At 56.4% G+C, this 20,971-nt stretch carries 22 protein-coding genes; 18 read left to right on the forward strand and 4 right to left on the reverse strand.

From position 1 onward, the window contains the following. Positions 1-13: 13 nt before the first annotated feature. The 11 genes from ABIE48_RS03795 to fba all read left to right on the forward strand — a co-directional run bounded on the left by ABIE48_RS03795 (position 14) and on the right by fba (position 11,656). Positions 14-928 carry an ABC transporter permease gene (locus ABIE48_RS03795; RefSeq protein ID WP_354520580.1) on the forward strand — a complete coding sequence of 305 codons (915 nt, stop codon included), beginning with the start codon at positions 14-16 and terminating at the stop codon, positions 926-928. Positions 929-940: 12 nt separating this feature from the next. Further along, positions 941-1,951 carry an ABC transporter ATP-binding protein gene (locus tag ABIE48_RS03800; protein ID WP_076170523.1) on the forward strand — a complete coding sequence of 337 codons (1,011 nt, stop codon included), beginning with the start codon at positions 941-943 and terminating at the stop codon, positions 1,949-1,951. Continuing rightward, positions 1,948-2,967 carry an ABC transporter ATP-binding protein gene (locus ABIE48_RS03805; RefSeq protein WP_192716521.1) on the forward strand — a complete coding sequence of 340 codons (1,020 nt, stop codon included), beginning with the start codon at positions 1,948-1,950 and terminating at the stop codon, positions 2,965-2,967. Before ABIE48_RS03800 ends, ABIE48_RS03805 begins: the two co-directional genes overlap by 4 nt. After that, positions 2,964-4,397, forward strand: a complete 1,434-nt coding sequence (gene pepV / locus ABIE48_RS03810) for a dipeptidase PepV (RefSeq protein ID WP_145025344.1) — start codon at positions 2,964-2,966, stop codon at positions 4,395-4,397. The genes ABIE48_RS03805 and pepV overlap by 4 nt, the downstream gene beginning before the upstream one ends. A 42-nt stretch (positions 4,398-4,439) precedes the next feature. Next, a complete protein-coding gene (locus ABIE48_RS03815) occupies positions 4,440-5,897 on the forward strand; it encodes a leucyl aminopeptidase family protein (RefSeq protein ID WP_192716522.1) in 1,458 nt (485 codons plus the stop codon). After that, positions 5,894-6,598: a copper homeostasis protein CutC gene (locus ABIE48_RS03820; RefSeq protein ID WP_145025340.1), complete on the forward strand. Its 705-nt coding sequence runs from the start codon at positions 5,894-5,896 to the stop codon at positions 6,596-6,598. Before ABIE48_RS03815 ends, ABIE48_RS03820 begins: the two co-directional genes overlap by 4 nt. Positions 6,599-6,630: 32 nt before the next feature. Next, positions 6,631-7,587 (forward strand): ROK family protein, encoded by a 957-nt coding sequence (locus tag ABIE48_RS03825; RefSeq protein ID WP_483312644.1) that lies wholly within the window; start codon positions 6,631-6,633, stop codon positions 7,585-7,587. Between the two features lie 280 nt (positions 7,588-7,867). After that, positions 7,868-8,929, forward strand: a complete 1,062-nt coding sequence (locus ABIE48_RS03830) for an SIS domain-containing protein (RefSeq protein WP_192716524.1) — start codon at positions 7,868-7,870, stop codon at positions 8,927-8,929. A gap of 20 nt (positions 8,930-8,949) precedes the next feature. Next, positions 8,950-9,735 carry a DeoR/GlpR family DNA-binding transcription regulator gene (locus ABIE48_RS03835; protein ID WP_145025334.1) on the forward strand — a complete coding sequence of 262 codons (786 nt, stop codon included), beginning with the start codon at positions 8,950-8,952 and terminating at the stop codon, positions 9,733-9,735. A gap of 30 nt (positions 9,736-9,765) precedes the next feature. After that, positions 9,766-10,770 carry an ROK family protein gene (locus tag ABIE48_RS03840; protein WP_192716525.1) on the forward strand — a complete coding sequence of 335 codons (1,005 nt, stop codon included), beginning with the start codon at positions 9,766-9,768 and terminating at the stop codon, positions 10,768-10,770. A gap of 22 nt (positions 10,771-10,792) precedes the next feature. After that, positions 10,793-11,656 (forward strand): class II fructose-1,6-bisphosphate aldolase, encoded by an 864-nt coding sequence (fba, locus tag ABIE48_RS03845; RefSeq protein ID WP_076170514.1) that lies wholly within the window; start codon positions 10,793-10,795, stop codon positions 11,654-11,656. Between the two features lie 88 nt (positions 11,657-11,744). On the opposite strand, the gene ABIE48_RS03850 is transcribed toward fba, so the two are convergent. Beyond that, on the reverse strand, positions 11,745-12,419 hold the full coding sequence (locus tag ABIE48_RS03850; protein WP_192716526.1) for a TetR/AcrR family transcriptional regulator: 675 nt from the start codon (positions 12,417-12,419) through the stop codon (positions 11,745-11,747). Positions 12,420-12,705: 286 nt separating this feature from the next. On the opposite strand from ABIE48_RS03850, the gene ABIE48_RS03855 reads away from it, so the two are divergent. The 6 genes from ABIE48_RS03855 (at position 12,706) to ABIE48_RS03880 (ending at position 18,321) form a co-directional block, all read left to right on the forward strand. Then, positions 12,706-13,458, forward strand: coding sequence for an SDR family NAD(P)-dependent oxidoreductase (locus ABIE48_RS03855; RefSeq protein WP_145025329.1), 753 nt, complete (start codon positions 12,706-12,708; stop codon positions 13,456-13,458). 156 nt (positions 13,459-13,614) lie between these two features. Then, positions 13,615-14,790, forward strand: coding sequence for a DUF4349 domain-containing protein (locus ABIE48_RS03860; protein ID WP_192716527.1), 1,176 nt, complete (start codon positions 13,615-13,617; stop codon positions 14,788-14,790). Between the two features lie 146 nt (positions 14,791-14,936). Further along, the gene (locus ABIE48_RS03865) at positions 14,937-15,617 is read left to right on the forward strand and encodes a Na-translocating system protein MpsC family protein (protein WP_145025325.1); all 681 of its coding nucleotides are present in this window, start codon (positions 14,937-14,939) and stop codon (positions 15,615-15,617) included. 114 nt (positions 15,618-15,731) lie between these two features. Next, entirely contained in the window at positions 15,732-16,118 is a 387-nt protein-coding gene (locus ABIE48_RS03870; protein ID WP_186326018.1) for a response regulator, read from the forward strand. 85 nt (positions 16,119-16,203) lie between these two features. Beyond that, a complete protein-coding gene (gene pdaA / locus ABIE48_RS03875) occupies positions 16,204-16,980 on the forward strand; it encodes a delta-lactam-biosynthetic de-N-acetylase (protein ID WP_076170508.1) in 777 nt (258 codons plus the stop codon). A gap of 183 nt (positions 16,981-17,163) precedes the next feature. Next, on the forward strand, positions 17,164-18,321 hold the full coding sequence (locus tag ABIE48_RS03880; protein WP_192716528.1) for a phosphodiester glycosidase family protein: 1,158 nt from the start codon (positions 17,164-17,166) through the stop codon (positions 18,319-18,321). Positions 18,322-18,357: 36 nt separating this feature from the next. Here the strand turns inward: ABIE48_RS03880 and ABIE48_RS03885 are convergent, their stop codons facing one another. Together ABIE48_RS03885 and ABIE48_RS03890 are read right to left on the reverse strand one after the other, a co-directional pair. After that, positions 18,358-19,209 (reverse strand): DegV family protein, encoded by an 852-nt coding sequence (locus ABIE48_RS03885; protein ID WP_105441773.1) that lies wholly within the window; start codon positions 19,207-19,209, stop codon positions 18,358-18,360. A 49-nt stretch (positions 19,210-19,258) separates the two neighbouring features. After that, positions 19,259-19,696 carry a hypothetical protein gene (locus ABIE48_RS03890; RefSeq protein WP_192716529.1) on the reverse strand — a complete coding sequence of 146 codons (438 nt, stop codon included), beginning with the start codon at positions 19,694-19,696 and terminating at the stop codon, positions 19,259-19,261. Between the two features lie 176 nt (positions 19,697-19,872). Here ABIE48_RS03890 and ABIE48_RS03895 point away from each other — a divergent pair, with 176 nt between their 5' ends. Next, the gene (locus tag ABIE48_RS03895) at positions 19,873-20,253 is read left to right on the forward strand and encodes a DUF423 domain-containing protein (protein WP_192716530.1); all 381 of its coding nucleotides are present in this window, start codon (positions 19,873-19,875) and stop codon (positions 20,251-20,253) included. Between the two features lie 107 nt (positions 20,254-20,360). Here the strand turns inward: ABIE48_RS03895 and ABIE48_RS03900 are convergent, their stop codons facing one another. Next, positions 20,361-20,891 carry a hypothetical protein gene (locus ABIE48_RS03900; RefSeq protein WP_105441770.1) on the reverse strand — a complete coding sequence of 177 codons (531 nt, stop codon included), beginning with the start codon at positions 20,889-20,891 and terminating at the stop codon, positions 20,361-20,363. Between the last annotated feature and the right edge of the window lie 80 nt (positions 20,892-20,971).

The raw sequence follows: 20,971 nt of genomic DNA on the forward strand, positions 1-20,971 counted from the left end.
GGACATGACGCAAATGGATAACGTGGATACGCTGTTTAAGCCGGCCGCCGCAAGGCCGGACGAACGGGAGAAGATTTCGGGCAAATCCTTGACGGCTTTTCAGGACAGCTGGAGACGGCTGAGACAAAACAAAGCGGCGATCGTCAGCTTGGTCATCCTGGTCATCATGCTGCTGCTGGCGATCGTTGGTCCGTGGATCGGACATCACGACTATTACTCTACCGATTATAATGCCGTCTATCAAAAGCCGAACGCCGATCATTGGTTCGGCACCGATAAATTCGGCCGGGACCAATGGGCCCGCGTATGGCAGGGAACGCGCGTATCGCTCCTGATCGCCGTGCTCGCCGCCGCACTCGACCTCGTCATCGGGGTTGCCTACGGCGCCATTTCCGCCCTGTTCGGCGGAAGAGTCGATAACGTGATGCAGCGGATCGTCGAAATTTTGACCGGGATTCCGAGCCTGATCATTATCATCCTGCTGATGATGGTGATGAAGCCGGGGATTGTGACCATCATGGTCGCGATGTCCATTACGGGCTGGGTCAACATGGCCCGGCTGGTCCGGGCACACATTATGAAGCTGAAGTCGCAGGAATTCGTCTTGGCGGCCCGTACGCTGGGCACGTCCACCGGGCGCATTATTACTAAGCATTTGATTCCGAATACGATCGGCATCATCGTCATCAACACGATGTTCACGATTCCATCGGCGATCTTTACCGAAGCGTTCCTGAGCTTTATCGGCCTTGGACTTCAGTCACCGATGTCGTCGCTCGGAGTGCTGATTAACGACGGCTTCGCATCCTTGAATACGCAGGCATACCTGCTGCTGTACCCTTCGATTGTCATCGTCCTCATCATGGTAACGTTCAATATTCTGGGTGACGGGCTGCGGGATGCGCTGGATCCGAGAATGCGGAAATAGGGGGAAGAGAGAATGGACAACTTGCTCGAAGTGCAGGATTTGCAGGTCAGCTTTTTCACATATGCGGGCGAAGTGCAGGCCGTGCGCGGCGTTGGCTTTTCCCTGGGCCGGGGCGAGACGCTGGCGATCGTGGGGGAATCCGGCTCCGGCAAATCGGTGACTTCCAAAAGCATCATGAGGCTGCTGGCGAAGTCCGCAAAAATTAAACACGGCTCGATCCGTTTTGAAGGCAAGGACATTGCGTCGCTGCCGGAAAAGCAGATGCAGGATATCCGGGGCCGGGACATCTCGATGATCTTTCAGGACCCGATGACGTCGCTGAACCCGACGATGACGATCGGCAAGCAGATCACCGAGGTGCTGAAGAAGCACCGCAAGCTCGGCGGCGCGGAAGCCAACCGGCGGGCGGTGGAGCTTCTGGACCAGGTCGGCATCCCGAATCCGGACAAGCGGCTGAAGCAGTATCCGCACCAGCTGTCCGGAGGTATGCGCCAGCGCGTGGTCATTGCGATTGCACTGGCGTGCAACCCGAAGGTGCTGATCGCCGACGAGCCGACGACCGCGCTCGACGTGACGATCCAGGCGCAAATTCTGGAGCTGATGAAGAAGCTGCAGGAGGAGCTGGACACGTCCATCGTGCTGATCACGCACGATCTGGGTGTAGTCGCGAATATGGCGTCGCGCGTAGCGGTCATGTACGCCGGTAAAATCGTGGAAACCGGTACGGTAGACGAAATCTTTTACGAAGGCAAGCATCCGTATACTTGGGGGCTGCTCGCTTCCATGCCGAAGCTGCATGAGAAATCGGAGGAGCTGACGGCCATTCCCGGCACGCCGCCGGACCTCAGTGACCCGCCCAAGGGATGCCCGTTTGCGGCACGCTGTCCGTACGCCATGGAAATTTGCCACGAATATATGCCAGAATATACAGAGCACTCGGAGACGCACCGCGCGGCCTGCTGGCTGCAGGACAGCCGGGCGCCGAAAGTGCAGAGTCCGCTTGCGGGAGGTGATCGGCCATGAAGCATGAGAAGGGGACAAAACCGCTGGTCGAGGTCAAGCATTTGAAGAAGCATTTTGACGTGGGCCGCGGACAGATTCTGAAAGCGGTGGACGACGTCTCGTTCGACATTTATCCGGGGGAGACTTTCGGTCTTGTCGGCGAGTCGGGCTGCGGCAAGTCGACGCTGGGCCGCACACTGATCCGTCTCTATGAAGCGACGGAGGGGACGGTCAGCTTTGACGGCGAGGCGGTGCACGGCCGTAAATCCAATGCCGAGCGGAAGAAGCTGAGCCGGAGCATCCAGATGATTTTCCAGGATCCTTACGCATCGCTGAACCAGCGGATGACGGTGACCGACATCATCGCTGAAGGCATTGACGCCCACGGCATCGCTAAGAACCGCAAGGAGCGCCAGCAGATGGTCTACGACCTGCTGGAGACGGTCGGACTTAACCGCAGCCACGCCGAGCGGTTCCCGCACGAATTCTCCGGCGGCCAGCGCCAGCGGATCGGCATCGCCCGGGCGCTTGCGGTTCATCCGCGGTTCGTGATCGCCGATGAGCCGATTTCGGCGCTGGACGTATCGATCCAGGCACAGGTCGTGAACCTGATGAAGAAGCTGCAGCAGGAGCTGGGATTAACGTATTTGTTCATCGCTCATGACCTGTCGATGGTGAAGCATATCAGCGACCGCATCGGGGTGATGTACCTCGGGGGCATGGTGGAGCTTACGAGCAGCGACGAGCTGTTTGAGAATCCGTTGCATCCATACACGAAAACGCTGCTTTCGGCGATCCCGATTCCCGATCCGAAGCTGGAGCGCAGCCGGGAACGCCTGGTGCTGCAGGGAGACCTGCCAAGCCCGATCAACCCGCCGAGCGGATGCCGTTTCCGAACGCGCTGCCCGTTTGCCACGGAGCTGTGCGCTGCGGAAACGCCGGTATGGCGGGAAGCGGAAAAAGGGCACTGGGTAGCCTGCCATCTGTATGATCCAAGTAAAAATATGACTGTAAATAAGGAGGGAGCCGGCGCATGAGCTGGTATGAAATGGCCGAAGAGCGGGAAGAGGCCTTGATTGAAGATCTGTCCGGACTTCTGAGAATCGACAGTGTCTATGATCCGGACACCAGCGGCCCAGGGCAGCCGATGGGCCAAGGTGTCGCGGAGGCACTGCAATATATGCTGGACCTGTGCGCGGCCGAAGGCTTCCGGGTCCGGAACCTGGACGGATATGTTGGGTACGCCGAATTCGGCCCGGAATCGGCCGAGAACTATGTGGCCGTTCTGAGCCATCTGGACGTCGTTCCGGCATCCGGGAAGTGGACGACCCCTCCGTTCGAGCCGTCCGTCCGGGGCGGCAAAATTTTTGCCCGCGGCGCCGAGGACGACAAAGGCCCGGCGATGGCTGCGTTTTACGGACTCAAAATTGTCAAAGACATGGGGCTTCCGCTGAAGCACCGGATCCGCCTTATTTTTGGAACGGACGAGGAGCGGACAGGGAAGTGCATGCAGAAATATAACGAGCTGGAGCCGGCACCGATTTGCGGATTTACGCCGGATGCCGATTTTCCGATCGTTCGGGCCGAGAAGGGGCAGATCAATACGCGGCTGCTCTTTAAGCCGATCGAGGAGAGCGATTCGTCCGGCTACGAGTACCGGCTGCGGTTGTTCACGGCCGGCGAGGTGGCCAACAGCGTGCCAGAAGGGGCGCGCGCCGTGGTAGCGGGAGATGCAGGGAGCCTGAGTGCGATGCAGAAGGCTCATGAGGACTACTGCGCGTCGGAAGGGCTGAAGGGAAGCTTTGAGATCGATGCGGACGGGCAGACGGCGAGCCTGTCGCTAACCGGTAAGACGGCCCATGGCATGGAGCCGCAGCTCGGCATTAATGCGGGCCTCAAGCTGATCCATTTTCTGAAGGAGTTCTCGTTCCCTTCGGGTGCGGAGCATTATCTCCATACGGTCGATGCGCTGATGTATGGCGATATCCACGGGCGTGCCTTCGGCATTGCGATGGAAGACCAGATCACCGGACCGCTGACGGTCAACACAGGGCTGCTGCAGTATGATCCGGAAGGAGAATCGTATTTTCACATCAACCTGAGATATCCGGTTTGCGGCAATCAAGCGGATATTCTGGAGAACATCGGGGTTCGGGCCTCGGCCTGCGGCCTAGAAATCGAACCGCCGAGCTTGAAACATCCGCACTGCGTGCCGGACGATCATCCGATGATCGAAGCGCTGCAGCGGGTATACGAGGCGGAGACGGGGCAGCCGGCCGAGCTGCTGTCCACCGGCGGCGGAACTTATGCGGCGTATATCGCTAACGGCGTCGCTTTCGGCCCGGTATTTCCGGGCATGGCCAATTCGGCACATCAAAGGAACGAACATATCGACATCGACGCACTGATTCGCTCGACGGCAATCTATGCCCGGGCGATGCATGAGCTGGCCAATCTGAACCTATAATCTGCGGCTTAACCAAAATTCTTGTAAAGGAATGTACAGCTGATGGAATTGATATCAGGAACAGGGAAACCGGCGGATGTAACGATCTACCCTGTGTTTGAGGACAGCGAAGGCGAAGCCGCTGGGCTCACCCTTCGCGATGGGATGGGCGGCCGCGGCGCCGTTCATTGGTTTTACGGACGGCACGGGGAGCAGGATATTCTCGTCGTTGGTCTGGGCAGCCGGGACAAATTCGGCATGGAGGCGCTGCGGGAAGCCGCCGGCGGGGCGGGCCGCGAAATCCGCAAGGCGTCCTTGAGAACCGTGTCGATCGACGGTACGGCCCTCCGTGACATTTTCGGGGAAGGCGAATGGCCCGAGCAGGCGGCCGTCGCCTGGGTCGAAGGATGGCTTCTGGGCACATATGTGTTTGATAAATATACATCGCGCCACAAGAAGGGGCAGGTGGATTGGATTCGGATCGAGTCAGATGCCGAGCGCAGCTATGCGGAGGCGGCCTGGCTCGGACGCGCGCGGGCCGAAGCGGTCGCCTTGGCCCGGGACCTGTGCAACGAGGCCCCGAATGATCTTCATCCGGCCAGCTTCGTGCAGCGGATCAAGACGGTCTTTGCCGGCCGGAACGTGAAGCTTCACGTGTACCAGGGAGAGGAGCTGAAGCAGCGGCAGATGAACGGCCTGCTGGCTGTCGGCAGCGGAAGCAAGCATCCGCCGGCCATGGTAGAGATCGAATACTTCGGCGATTCTAACGCCCCGCATCTTGCGCTGATCGGCAAGGGGATCACGTTTGACATGGGCGGCATGAACCTGAAGGTCGCCCGGGATCTGAGCGACGCCCGCTTCGACATGGGCGGGGCCGCGGCCGTCATCGGCGCGATGGATCTGCTCACCCGGCTGGAAGTGAAGGCGAGAATCACGGCGCTCATTCCGATCGCGGAAAACGTGCCGGATGGGGACGCCATCCTGCCGTCGCATGTGATCCGCTATCCGAACGGATTGTCCGTGCAGGTGGTCAACACGGATGCCGAAGGACGGCTGATCCTGGCCGACGCCATCCTGCACTCCGCCCGGAACGGAGCCGAGCGGATCATCGACATTGCGACGCTGACCGGTGCGGTGGGACACGCGCTGGGGCTGCGGGTGGCCGGCATCTGGGGCGACGCCGGGTTTGCTGAGCAGCTGATGCGGATCGGCAGCAAGAACGGCGACCCGATCTGGCGCCTGCCGCTCGTCGATGAGGACGAGGAGCTCTTGGGCAGCCCGTACGCCGACCTGGCCAACCTGGCCTCCAGCCCTTATGGAGGAGCCAATATGGCGGCCTTGTTCCTGCGGCGGTTTGTGCCCTCTAAGGCGCGCTGGTGCCATATCGACATGGCCAATACGTCCCAGGTCCCGGCGGACCGGGGGTATAAAGCTGCCGGGGCTACCGGTTACGGAGTCCGGCTGCTCGCCGATTTTGTGACGGAACAGGCCAATTCTGGAAATGGAGGCACTGCGGAGTGAAGCTGGAAGTGATCGCAACCAATTTGTACGACGCGCTCGTCGCCGAGAACGCGGGAGCGGATCGCCTGGAGCTGGTGACGGGCATTATGGAAGGTGGATTGACGCCGGGTCCGGGCATGATCCGCAAGGTCGTCGGCTTGATGAGCATTCCGGTCCATGTCATGGTCCGGCCGCACAGCCAGTCGTTCGTCTACGACCAATACGACTTGCTGACGATGCGTGAGGATATCGCCTTTATCAAAGAGTGCGGAGCGGCGGGAATCGTGCTTGGAACGCTAAAACCGGACCGCACGGTGGATACCGAAGCGCTGGAAATGCTGCTGAAGGAGGCCGACGGTCTGAACGTGACGTTCCACCGGGCCTTCGACGAAATCGACGATCAGCTCGGCGCGCTCCGGACGTTATCGGCATATCCGCAGATTAACCGGATTCTGACTTCCGGAGGGCCGCGGCCCGCGCCGGAGTCGACGGACCGCATCCAAGCACTGGTCGAGGCATCAGCCGGAACCGGCATCCGTATCTTGGCTGGATACGGTTTGACCGTACCTGGGCTATCGGAGTTCGTCCAGAAGACGGGCGTGCCTGAGGTCCATTTCGGCTCGGCGCTGAGAGCGGAAGGGAATTACCTGCTGCCGCTCGATTCCGAGCGGGTGAAGGCGGCGGCGCAGACGGTGAAATCCATCGCAAAGTCAGCAGGGTAACAACAAAATACTCGATTACTGTGGTGAAATCATTGGACAAACAACCTAAGATGATCGTCGGGGTTGATCTCGGCGGAACGAAAATCGCAACAGGGCTTTTGGACGCCAGCGGACGGATGCTGGCCCGGAGCCAGAAGGCGACCGCAGGGCTGAAAAGCTCGGAAGAGGTCATTCAGGCGATCGTAGATACGATAACGGAAGTGAGTGGAGAACACGAAATCGCTGGTGTCGGCTTGGCCTCCCCGGGGGCGGTCGACACCCGCCGGGGAATCATCCGCAACGGGGTGAACTTGCCCGGATGGAACGGCATTTCGCTGCAGGCGGAGCTGGAGAAGCGGCTGCAAGTGCCGGCCAAGCTGATCAATGACGCGAACGCGGCGGCATGGGGAGAATACGTGTACGGTGCAGGACGCGGGGTACAGAGTATGGTTTACGTCACCCTGAGCACCGGCATCGGCTCGGGCCTGGTTCTTGACGGGAAGCTGTACCTGGGGACAAGCTCCTTCGCGGGCGAGCTCGGCCATACGGTGGTCGACCCGAACGGGGCGCTGTGCGGCTGCGGCCAGCGGGGCTGCTGGGAGACCTATGCTTCGGGGACGGCCATCGCCCGCCAGGCATCCGAGGCGGCTGCAGCGGCGGCGGAAGGCATGACGCAGATGACCGCGCTGGCCGAAGCGGAAGGCGTGCCGCTGAGCGCCAAGCATGTGTTTCAAGCCGCGGCGATGAACGACAAGCTGGCCCAAGAGACGCTGGAGCAGGTTATACATTACACGGGCCTTGGACTCATGAACATCATTCACAGCTTCAATCCGGATTGCATCGTCATTGGCGGCGGCGTCAGCCGCGCCGGGGCTGCCTTCTTCGAGCCGCTCCGCGGGAAGACCGGGGAGCTGGTCATGGAGCCTTATCGGGGCACTTACGCCATCAAACCCGCTGAGCTAAAAGACGATGTGGGCATTATTGGGGCTGCAGCGCTGTTCGTGGAATAGACGGCTCAAAAATTAGCCGCCATCTTATGCATTATGCGTGCATTTTAAAGAGCCAGCATTGATATGAATTAAGAGGGAAGGGCAAATCCATATATGCTATGGATTTGCCCTTTTTTTGTTGGAGCTGCTGAGTTTTGAAGAGGGTGCGTCGATCCTAATTGGGAGTTGATTTTGCAATTTTACATCAATTTAATGATTGAATATTTCAATGTATTGCAATATAATGCCAATAGAAACAACCGCAATATTACCAATATGATGAGATCGGGGTGGATATTCATTGGCACAGACTCAAGGCGTACTGACGTATCCAGAGATCGGCGGACAATCCGACGCGCTGGCGGCTGCCTGGAAGCAGCTTGAGACGCAGCAGGAGTGGATCTCCCAGTTTATCGGCAATTCTTCGTTTGATGAAGTGATTTTTATCGGGTCGGGGACTTCCTATTATTTGGCGCAGACCGCCGCATCCACGTTCCGCAAATGGACGGGGCGCAGCGGTGCGGCCTATCCGTCATCCGAAATCTTCTTGTTCCGGGAGCAGGCGGTTCCGCCCGGAAAACGTGTGCTGCTCGTCGGGATTTCCCGTTCGGGAGAGTCGACGGAGGTTATTCTCGCACTGGAATCGGTGAAGGATTTGCCTGATTGGACGATCTGCAGCATCACCTGCGATGAGGAAAGCACAATGGCGAAGCTCGCTCCATACTTGCTGTCACCGCTCGGCAAGGAGAAAAGCACCGTCATGACGAAATCTTTTAGCAGCATGACTTTTATGCTCCAATCGGCGATGGCTCGCGCTGCCGGCAAGACGGAGCAGCTGAAGGAGCTTCAGGAAGCCGTGGAGCTCAGCGCAGGTGTGGTAGCCAAGGCGGACGAAGCCGCCAAGGAACTGATTTCCGGCCATCCGGAGCTGAACAAATTCATCTATTTGGGCATGGGATCCTATTACGGGCTGGCGCAGGAAGCCTGCCTAAAGATCAAGGAAATGTCCTGCGTCTGGACGGAAAGCTTCGGCACGATGGAATTCCGGCACGGACCGAAATCGGTCGTCGAGCCGGGAACGATGGTCTGCCTGCTGCTGTCGGAAACCGCAAGGGACTATGAGATCAAGGTAGCGCAGGAGATGAAAGAATACGGCGCGCATGTTGTCATTATTACCGCGGACAAGGGCGGAGACACCGGCTTTGCAGATCTCGTGTTCGAGACCGGAGGCCGGGTGCTGTCCGATGAGGCGAGAGCGGTGCTGTACATGCCGCTGGTTCAATATATTGGGTATTACACCGCACTGCGGGAGGGGAGAAATCCGGACAGCCCGCGGAATTTGACCCAGGTGGTCAAAATTTAAACCATAAGGAGAGAATCGCTTTGAGTGAACGAAATGGATCGAAAGAAGAACGCCGGGAACACATATTGGACTACATCTTGCAGCACGGCTCTATTTCCCTTCAGGAGGTGACGGCCCGCTTCAAATGCTCTGAGGCTACGGCACGCCGGGATCTGGAGGCGCTTGAGAAATCGGGACGGGTCATCCGCACGATGGGCGGAGGCGCCAAATCCGCGGGAATCACCGCCGGAAGGGAAATTCCATTTCACGAGAAGCAGAACAAGCTGTACCAGGAAAAGGAAAAAATTGCCGCCATGGCGGCTTCCCTCGTGCAAGAGGGGGACGTGGTCGGCCTGACGGGCGGGACCACGACGTATCTCATTGCGAGGGCACTCAAGAACCGCCGCAATATTACGGTGGTGACCAATGCCGTCAATATTGCGATGGAGCTGTCGGAGAACGAAGACCTTCAGGTCGTGCTGACCGGCGGCATGCTGCGCAGCAAAAACTTCGAGCTGTGCGGACCGCTTGCCGAGCGGACGCTGGAGGCGATCAACATTCATACGATGTTTATGGGGATCGACGGTTTTTCGGCGGAACAGGGGGCCAGCACTTATTCCGAGCTTGAAGCGAATACGGCGATGATCATGATGAAGCGCACCAACCGTACCATCGCCGTATTTGACCATACGAAGAACGGCCGCAATTCCCTGTTTCAGGTGGCGCCCGTGGCGGCCCTGCACGGAATCATTACGGATGAGGATCCCGGGGAGGAGCTCCGCAGCCGGTTGAAAGAATCCGGGGTGCAGGTGCATGTCGCGCAATAACATTCTGTGAAATAAGGGCAGGTGCTCAGCATGGAAGTGTTTGCGGGAGTCGATGTCGGCGGAACGAATATCGTATGCGGTCTGGTATCTTCCGCCGGACAAGTGGTTCATAAGCTGAAGCGGCCGACGGAAGCCGGACGCGGTCCGGATGCGGTACTGGAGAGAATCGCCGCAATGATCGAGGAAGCGGTCGCCTCGTACCGCGGGGAAGACGGACAGCCTGTAACGCTCGCGGCAGCGGGAATCGGACTGCCGGGGCTGGTCGATCCCGAGGAAGGCATCGCCAAGTTTGCCGGCAACCTCGGCTGGCGTGACCTTCCGGCCGCCAGCCGTCTGAAGGCCAGGCTGCAGCTGCCGGTATTTATCGATAACGATGTCAGAACGTATGTGTTTGGCGAGGCGCTGTATGGAGCCGGTGCAGGCACCGGCCACGTCATCGGCGTGACGATCGGCACGGGCATCGCCTCGGCTATGGTTAATGAGGGGAGCCTGTTCTACGGCTTCCGCCATATGTCCGGGGAGCTGGGGCATATCGTCATGGAGGGGCTCAGCGATCCGTGTCCATGCGGCTTGAGGGGCTGCCTGGAGACTTACGCCTCCGCCTCCGGTATGGTGCGGCAGGCCCGGAAAGCGATAGAGTCCGGTGAGCCGACGGTGCTCCGCAGCTGGTTTCCGGGCGAACGCCTCGCGGAGCTGACCGCGGCGGATTTGTCACGGGCGTACGATCAGGGTGATGCGCTGGCCGTTTCCATTCTGGAGCGGGCGGGTTCGCTGCTCGGCCGGGCGCTGTCCTACGCCGTTTCGCTGAACAGCCCGGAGATGATCATTATCGGTGGCGGCGGGGCGCTGGCCGGGGACCGTATTTTGAAGCCGCTGGAGCGGGAGCTGATGAGCCGGATCCTGCCTGATTACCGCGATCGGCTCAAGATCGTTCCCGCCATGCATAACGACGATGCGGGCGTGACCGGGAGCGCCATGTACGCAAAGCATAAATATACCGCATTGAGCGGATCAATACAGGACAGCAAGGCATAACAAACGGGAAGGGGAAAACACCATGTCACTCGTTTCGTCTACGTCTTTACTGCAAGAAGCAAGGGCCAAACATTACGCCATTGGGGCCTTTAACGTGCATACACTGGAAATGCTGCAGGCCGTGGTTGAGGCGGCCGAAGAAGCACAGTCGCCGCTCATTATCCAGTCTACGGTGGGGACCGTCAAGCATCTGGGGGCCGATTATATCGCTGCTGCCGCCCGGGTGGCGGCGGACCGCGCCAGCGTGCCCATCGCACTTCATTTGGATCATTGCAACGAATTTTCCGTCATTATCAGCTGTATCCGGGCGGGCTATACGTCCGTCATGATCGATGCGTCCCATTCCCCATTTGAGGAAAATGTGGCCATGACCCAGAAGGTGGTCGAAGCCGCCAACGCCGTTGGCATCAACGTGGAGGCGGAGCTCGGCAAGGTCGGCGGCGTCGAGGACGACATCGTCGTCGACGAACGCGACGCCTTGCTCGCCGATCCGAAAGAATGCGCCGAATTCGTGGAGCGCACGGGCGTGCATACGCTCGCCCCTGCGATCGGTACCGCCCACGGCATCTACAAGGGGACGCCGAATATCGATTTCGACCGGATCGGACGCATTGCCGAAGCCGTTGATGTTCCGCTCGTCCTGCATGGAGGCTCCGGCATTCCGGAGGAGCAGGTGAAGCGGGCGGTCAGTCTCGGCATGGCCAAGATGAACGTGGCTACCGAACTGCGCATCCTGTTCTCCGATGCCATCAAGCATGTCTTTGCAGAGAACCCGGATGAGAACGACCCGCGGAAATACATGGTTCCTGCCAAGAAGGCGCTGAAAGCGGCGGTCATTGAGAAAATGCAGCTGTGCGGCTGCGCCGGCCGGGCAGGGGACTTTTAAACGCCAACGCCATTCACAAAATAAATGAAACAAGCCTGCTTAGGGCCCGGGGAGCCGGGAAAGCAGGCTTTTTTAAATTCATGGGATGTTATAAATCTGAAGAGGCAGATCCCGGGTTCCGCAAATAGTCGAGAAACATCCGTTTCAGCAGGTCCAGCTGGACGTCCGCGCTGACGATGGACTCGAACATGACGATGCTGCGCTGCAGCGACAGCTTTTTCGAAAAAATGCCGAATGCATTGACCACGGTCGACAGGGTTTCCTCTATGGGGAGATCGGAGCGGACTGAACCGTCCTGGGTGCAGCTGGCAATGATTTCGGCGAACGCATCGGATACCTTGCGGTGGACGTCGTTGTACTGCTGAATATCCTCCAGCGGCTCGGCCTGCTGGGCGGCATAGCTCTCAAACGCCTCAAGGAACCGGCTCCTGCTGCTCAATTCCGGCAGTTGGAGATTCAGGAAATGATCCAGCAGCGCCTCAAGCTTCTCGATGCCTGTCACCGGTGTGGCGGCAATTGCCCGGAACGCCTCTTCCTCCAGGCTGATCAAATGCGTGGCGACCGCCACGATCAGCTTGTCCTTCTTGGGAAAATACCGGAACACCGTGGCGATCCCCACATTATCTTCCGCGGCGATATCCCGCATCGTCGCTTTGTCGATCCCTTTGCGGTTAAAAACCCGCTCCGCTGCCTCGATAATGCTGCTCTCTCTTGCTTTTTTACCTTCCAGCCGTTCCTGTTCCCATCTAGTCTTCGGATCCATAATTGTGAGTCAACTCGCCTTCCGGATGTAAAGATAAAATCGTAAAAAATGCTATCAAAACCCCCCGGAGAAGTCAACGTTGTCCAGGTGCAGGGTACCAGGAAAACAAAGGGATGACCTTTGGAAAGATTGAAGGGAAAAACAAACGGTGATATAATTGGTTTTGTCATGATATTGATGCTATCACGACCTCTGGTTTTACAAGGTCATGCACGCCCAATATGGGCTGTATGTTGCCTCGTTCGTAATCATCTTGGAGCAAATAGGGGAAGGGAGTCTTAACAATATGGGCAGAGTACAGGGGAAAGTAGCGATCGTCACCGGTGCAGCCGGAGGCATGGGCAAGGCGGACGCCGTTCTGTTGGCAGAGGAAGGCGCCAAGGTGGTCGTCACCGACATTCAGGAGGACAAAATCCAGGCTGTCGTGGAAGAGATCAAACAGCAGGGCGGAGAGGCTATTGGCTTCCGTCATAACGTTACCTCCGAGGAGGAGTGGCAGCATATCGTGGACGAAACGGTCAAAGCGTTCGGCACGATCGACGTTCTCGTCAATAATGCCGGCATCTCGCTGGCCAAATCGCTCGTAGACACGTCCATGCAGGATTGGGACAAGGTCATGTCCATCAACCTGACAGGCAGCTTTCTCGGTTTGAAATACGTGGTACCGGTGATGCAGCGCGGGGGCGGAGGCTCCATCATCAACATTTCTTCGATTGCCGGGCTCACGGGAAGCAACGGAGCAGGACCTTACACCGCAAGCAAGGGCGCTGTCCGGATGCTGACGAAGGCGGTGGCTGTGGATTACGGCAAGGACAATATCCGCTGTAATTCGATCCATCCGGGTTACATTGAAACACCGATGACCGAAGGATTGTTTGCGAGCGACCAAATGACGGGCTGGTTCCGCTCCAAAACGCCGCTGCCTCGTTTGGGCAAACCGGAGAACATTGCGGCCGGCGTGCTGTTCCTGGCATCCGACGAATCCTCTTTTATTACCGGAGCCGAGCTGGCCATCGACGGCGGCGTATCCGCGACCTGATTTTTGATTCGGCGAATCCATAGGCATGGGAAGCATAAAAGCCTTCCGGGTTACACCCGAGGGCTTTTTTTCTTATTTGGCCCGCAACCTTCGGAGGCCTCCTGACGTTAGATAGGAAAATATAAAATATTTTCCATTTCTGAGGAGGAATGAAGTATGCGCACTTGGGGGTCATGGCTTGCCGCATTCATGTTTGTCATTCTGTTGGTAACCGGCTGCTCGTCCGGGAGTTCAAAGGACAGCGCCAGCAGCGCCGGCGGGACCGTGGAAAGCTCCGCCGTATCAGACCATGCGGCGAACACCGCAGCGGATCAGGACCAGCAAGCATCTACATCTACGGCATCAACGGCTGATGAGAAGTCATCGCAGGCGGCGGAGCCGGCGCAGCAGGCCGATACGGTAAAGGCTTTGGAGGCGGACACTGCGCCGGAAGCCGGGTTCACCGCCCAGGACCTGGCCGGCGGGTTAAACAAGAAGCTCATCTATAAGGCGCATCTGGTAATGGAGATTCAGGACTATGCCAAGGCGCAGACCGAAGTGAGAAATATGGTAACGCTGTCGGGCGGTTATATCGTCAATTTTTCCGAAACGGATTCAGCCAGCGAGCGGGGAGGTACCTTTATCCTCAAGGTTCCTGCATCGGGCTTCTCGTCCTTTTTGAATCGGCTTGAGCAGATCAAGCATGATTCCCTTCAGCGCAGCATTGAAGGCCAGGACGTGTCCGAAGAATACGTGGATTTGCAGGCGAGATTGAAGGCTAAGCAGGTGATGGAGGAGCAGTATATCGCTTTTATGAAAAAGGCGACAAAAACCAGCGACCTCGTGGCGTTTGCCAAAGAGCTGGAGAGGGTTCAGGAAGAAATCGAGCAGATCAAGGGCCGCATGCGCTATATTGATCAGAATGTGGCTTATTCCACGGTGGAGCTGCGCATTTACCAGCCGGAGAAGACGCTGCCCAAAGCCGAGCCCGATCGCCAGCAGGCCCCCCTTGGCAAGCGTGCGGGAGATGCGCTGCAGGGAAGCATGGACGTGCTGACGCAGATTGTCCAGTGGATCATCGTCATCCTGTCGGGAGCCGTTCCTGTTCTGATTCTTGCTGCGATCGTGCTTCTGATCGTCTGGATAGTCCGCAAAGGCCGGAAGCAGCAGCGGGCTGAAGCCGCCGCGCGGAGGAAGACATGGAAAGAGGAGCGCCAAAGACCTGTCGGTCCTGCAGACGGTCCTATAGAACAGCAGCAGGAAGAATCGGTTCCTACACGGGCGGAACGAAGCGAGCAAGCTCCCAAGCAACCCGATCCCGACTCTGACCCCGATGCCGACCCCCATAAATAAGGCCATCCCATGGATGGAAGAAAAGAGCCGGACGCACCTGATTGCGCCCGGTATCTTTTTGGGTATATACCTCTTAATAATGACGCAAGATGAAATCAATTGAATTAACGTAAGCGTTGCACTATGATGAGAAGGAGAGAGCTGTCATGTTGTATACAGCCAATCACACCAACCAAATCGCGGCATTTACCGGCAAGCTGTTAAGGGACAGGTTCGGCAAAGGGCCGGAATCGGTGCACGTCTCCGTCGGGAACTATGCGATCGCACTCCATATCCGCAATTTCATCGGGCCGGTCGAGAAGTTCCTGTTAAACAAAGAAGAGGAGAAAGCTTTTCGATATACCCGCGAGCTGCTGATGGAGTCTTTGCTTCCCGAACTGAAGGCGTATTTGGAGAAGGAAATGGACATCCGTTTGGAAGAGGTATACTACGACTGGGGATTACATAACGCTTCGGGGATCATTGTCGGTCTTAAGGCAGATCAGAGCATCGAAGCCGAGGATTATGCGGGTCGTGAAGCGCTACATAACGAAGTTAACCGGATCACCGGTATTGTCCAGAAGGTTCCCAGGAAGGTGTACTCCTGGTGGATGAACCCCAAAACTTTAATTGTCGTCCGGGAAGGAATTCTGATTCTGATCGAGAAGGAATTAATTAGTACCGGTTTTGATGAAGTATTGCGGACAACGAAGAGAAAGCTTGAGAAGCGGTATTTTGAGGAAGAAACCCAGCTGGGGGGAATTTTGGGCCGGACCCTGGCCGATTTTTACGTGGACTGGGATTTTGATAGGGATAAAAGCGTGATTGCCTGCACTTTCCAGGATTAGGCGGTCACCAGGCGGTAATGGGTCAGACATGATTGGAACATGAGCTGAACATAAGCCAAAGAAGGAGCTGGATGGCTCTTTCTTTGGCTTTTTTTCATGGTAGGAGGTTTAAAAATGAAGAGCAATTATGACATTTTATGCGTGGAGGACGATGGAATTAATATGTCTCTCATGCGGCATATTTTCAAAAAAATTCCTAACGCCACCATGTGGGAGGCCTGTACGGGGGAGGAAGCGGTAGAGATCGCCACGGCCAGATGCCCCGATCTGATCATCATGGACATCCAGCTGCCCGGAATGAGTGGATACGATGCTCTAGCGTGCCTCCAGGCCAATGAGAAGACAAGGGTAATCCCGGTGGTGGCCGTCAGCTCTTACGCGATGGCGTCGGATATTGCCAAGGGGAGACAGGCAGGTTTTATTGAATACATTACGAAGCCATTCTACATTAAGCACTTTATTCAGGTGATCGATTCCATCCTCCGGCGGCTTCCATTTTGAAAATATCACATAACTTTGCATCGGATGTGGCATATTACGTTATAGCTTTGAGTAGCCATAATCCAACGCAGGGGGAAATTTCAAGATGAAGCGTTTTGCGTTTGCTGCGGTTGCCGCACTGTTACTGTGCTGCGGATTTTTCCAGGAGACAGCGGCTGCGGACAGCCCTTATCATTTTGGCTTTAAGAAAAGCAGGAACGGTCAGCTTCCTTCCATCAACGAAGAAGGCTTTAAAGACATTCTGCAGAAGAACGGTGCGATCTTCCTTGGGGATACAACCCAGAAAGAGCTGTATTTGACGTTTGACAACGGGTATGAAAACGGGTTCACGCCTAGAATACTGGATGTTTTGAAAGAAAAGAAAGTGCCGGCGATCTTTTTCCTGACGGGACATTATGTAAAGGACAAGCCGGAGCTCGTAACCCGGATGGTCACCGAGGGCCATCTGGTGGGCAATCATTCCTGGACGCATCCGGATATGACCCAGATTTCCAACGCGCAGCTCAAGGAAGAGCTGGATAAGGTCAAGCAGAGCGTAACCGGGACGACCCGCCAGAAGGAGATGGCATACGTGCGTCCTCCCCGGGGGATTTTCAGCGACCGCACGCTTGCAGCATCACGCGCTGAAGGCTATACGACGGTATTCTGGTCCGTAGCGTACAAGGACTGGGACGTGAACGATCAGAAGGGGGCTGACTATGCCTACCGTCAAGTGATGGCGCAGCTGCATCCGGGGGCGGTCATTCTGCTGCACTCCATTTCGAAGGATAACACGGAGGCGCTGGCCCGGATCATCGACGATGCCCGTAAGCAGGGCTATGAGTTCAAAAGCTTGGACCAACTGAAGCGGCCAACTTACTAATCCGAATAGGAAGACGCCAGGCCAATAAGGCTTGGCGTTTTTTTGTGCTTTACGGCAGCGGCATTGGAAAATATTTGTATAATATTGTTGATAATGCCCGAATATATGAAACCTTCCTCCCTGATTTCGCGTCTATTCTACGTGGGACTTAGGACCCGAGTTCATGAGATGGGGGAAGTAACCATGGAGCAAGCATCGCTGCCCAAACGTTCAAGCGTAAGAAACCAACGGCCCGCTCCAAAAGGAACAAAGAAAAGGAAAAAGAAAAAGGGAGGGTTCCTGCGATTCAGCATACGATTGTTCTGGAGCCTGGTTCTGATCGGTGCCGCGGCGGCCGCGTGGTTGTTCCTTACGGTATCCGGCAATCATTTTCGTTATCTGATAGCGGATACGCTCATTACGACACAGCATCGCTATTTGGCGAAATATATTATTGGACAGGACGAGCTGAACAGGCGCGTGGCGGAATACAACAAGCGGTTTGAAGCCATGGGCGTCGAAAAAGATACGCACCAAATCAAGCTGCCGGTGCAAACCCAGACGGCTTCCGCCGAAGCTGGCAAGGAGACGGAGAAGCCGCCCCTTGTGGAGATAGAGGAAGTTTCGGGTAAAGGGTATCACGGCTATGTAATGACCGTTCACGATCCGAAAAAAATCCGTCTGGGCGTTCCCGCAAAGCGCGGCAAAGGCGAGAAAGTATCCAGCATGGTCAAGCGCTACGGCGCGATCGCCGGCGTGAACGGAGGCGGATTCGCCGATCCGAACTGGAAAGGGAACGGATTTAAGCCGATCGGCATCGTCATATCGCAGGGGAAGCTGTATTACAACGGATTGGGAAAAAATGCGACCACCCAGGTGGTAGGCATTGACCGGGACGGCAAAATGATCGCCGGCAACTATTCGCTGAAAGAATTGGACCGGATGGGGGTTCAGGAAGCGGTGACGTTTCAGCCGAGGATCATCGTCAACGGCAAAGGACTCATAAAGAATGCCGCCGAAGGCTGGGGCATCGCGCCGCGGACCGCCATGGGCCAGCGTGAGGACGGGGCCATCCTGTTTGTCGTCATTGACGGAAGACAGCCGACGTACAGCGTCGGAGCCAATTTATACGATGTCCAGCAGATCATGCTGAAGCACGGAGCGGTGATCGCTGCCAATCTGGACGGAGGATCCTCCACCGTCCTCGTCAAAGATAATGAAATTGTGAACAAACCGTCATCGGAATACGGGGAACGGTATTTGCCTACCGCGTTTCTGGTGTTTGAACACCCCGAGCAGGCGGACATCCCGAATATATGGGCGGGCCTCAATCCGAGGGACATCGACCCTTCGAAGAAGTAGGAATCGTTTATATGATAAAAGAAAAAAGCCTGAAAATCAGGCTTTTTTGGAATAAATGATTCCGATCGTTTTGGCACCGCAGTGGGAGCTAATGACGCAGCCGGCATCCGAGAGGGCAACCTCGCGGGCGCCGGTTTTTTGTTCCAGCAGCCTTTTGATCGCTTCCGCGTCCTCAGCCGCCATGGAATGGGTGACGAAGATGAGGTCGTTGTCCATCTCGTCCTTCTTGTCGAGCGCATTGTTGACCATCTGCTCCAGAGCCTTTTCCCGCTTGCCGCGGACCTTGTAGGCCGGAGTCATCTTACCGTCGATCACCTTGATGACCGGCCGGATCTTGAGCAGGCTGCTCATGAGGTTCTGCATGCCTGAGCAGCGTCCGCCCTTGTACAGGTATTCCAGCGAATCAATGACGAATTCGGTCTCTACGAGCGGCTTAACGGTCTCCACGATGCCGGCGATTTCACGGGCGCTTTTCCCCTGTTCTGCCGCGGCCACCGCTTTCATGACCAGCAGGCCGATGCCGGTGGTCAGATTCCGTGAATCCACGACCGTGATTCGTCCCTCCGGGAACTCCTCACCTGCGATCAGCGCGTTCTGATAAGTCGAGGATAGCTCGGACGACAGGCTGATATAAACGATATCCCGTCCTTCTTCCACAAACGGGGTGAATGCCGCGATAAAATCGGACGGAGACGGAGCGGCCGTCTTGGGAAGGCTGCCCGTCTGCTCCACCTTGGCATACAATTCGGGTGTCGTTAAGTCGACGCCGTCCCTGTAATTTTGATCCCCGAACGTAACGTACAGCGGAATAATGCCGATGTCATGGGCTTTGATCCAATCGTGAGGAAGGTCGCATGTGCTGTCGGCAAATATTTTGACTTGAGACATAAGATCACCTTTTTCTTCTAATAGACTGCTGGACTGCGGGTAAAATCCGCTAGACTGCGGCAGAGGCCATGAAGTATATAAAGAACAAGCCGATACTGAGCACGATGACGGCATTCACAATAAGCCCGATGATGGCAAAGATCTTTTTGCGGTTCTTGATGGCCGTCCCCACAATGCCCAGAATCGTTCCGACCACGTTGATGACAACCAGTGCGATCATCAGCAGACCGACAACACCGAGGCCAAGGACCGCATTGGAATTCGGACCGTCCAGCATGCCTTCTTCGAGATAAGGAGCCATAATGGCGCCTGCTGCCGCGGCACTGATGATATAACCCAGCAAACTGACCAGGCCCATGACAAAGGATGCGATGCCGGGCCCGGAATGCTTCAGCGCAGCAGGGGGAACGAACTGAGCATGGGGCAAATGGGGCCCCGGGTTCTGCTGGAATTCGTCCGGCTGGTGCGGAGGCTGGTTTGAATCCATGAAATCACTCTCTCCTTCGAATCGATAGATATGCTTCTTACTTTTCCATAAGATCCCGTAAAAATCAAGCTGATTTGAGCAGTCTTGAGCCATGGTGGTGGAAAAGACGGAGTCCGATCGGTTAAAATAGTTAACAGTTTGTTAGTAGATTAGGAACATCCAAAGGAGTTGTCGATGTGCAGCGCAAATTTATATTGACCGGCGCCCTGATGGCGATGCTGTCCGTGGTGATCGGAGCATTCGGAGCCCACATGCTGGAACCTATCGTCGGAGAGTCGGCGATGAAGGTTTATGAAACTGGGGTTCAATATCATATGGCGCACGCCTTGGGGATCATACTGATCGGGGTCGTTGCGGGGTTATGGGGGGATTCGCGCAAGCTGGCCTGGGCGGGATGGCTGCTGCTGGCCGGGATCATTCTGTTTTCCGGAAGTCTGTATGTTCTCGCCATCTCGGGGATCAAAGTGCTTGGCGCCATTACGCCGCTTGGAGGCGTTGCCTTCATCATCGGCTGGATCTGCCTGATTGCGGAAGCCGCATCGCACAGACGAGCCTGACCCGTCCATATCGGAGGAGAACAGAAGAAAGCCCGTCTTCGGCTTAGTGAGCCGGGACGGGCTTGTTTTAGTGTTATAAGCTTCGGAGAAACGGCATCCTTATCCTATTAGATGACCTCGTCCACTTCGTTCAGCTTAAAGGTATAAACCTGTTTCTCATCCACGTGATATACGTTCAGCATCTGGTGTTCCTCATCATAATTCAGGATCCGGCACGGCATATGAATGTGCTGCCCGCTCCGGTTGGCCGTCAGCCGGATCAGCCGGTTGTCACGGATGTATACCTGAATCCAATCATAAATGTCCGAACCGCCATGCACCGGGTTTCGGGGCGGCTGGCTTTTTGCATTTTTCCCCACGGCCGCTGTACGCAGTTCCGCTTCCTTGATCGGAGCAGGGGGAACGGACGGATGGGAAGGCTCTTCTTTGGAAAGGAGAGATTTGCGCTTGTCCTGAAGCATCGATTCAATCAACCGCCCCAGTTCAATTCCCGATTTGATGCGAAAATCCGCAATATGCCCGTTGCCGTTCAGCATGCCGAGGAGTTCTTGAAGCGCCAGGGCATTAGAGGGACTTTTCACTAAGATGTCGACGTTGAATAAAAATCCCGATTCGTCATTGGATTGATTGTTGTCCATGGATCCCCCAAACTATACGTTCAAATTAGATATGAAAGTGACTAAATAATATCATGAATGTGAATAGAATCATAGTCCTA

It is taken from the genome of Paenibacillus sp. OAE614 (genome assembly GCF_040546645.1).
In the GTDB taxonomy this organism is placed as follows: Bacteria; Bacillota; Bacilli; order Paenibacillales; family Paenibacillaceae; genus Paenibacillus_AQ; species Paenibacillus_AQ favisporus.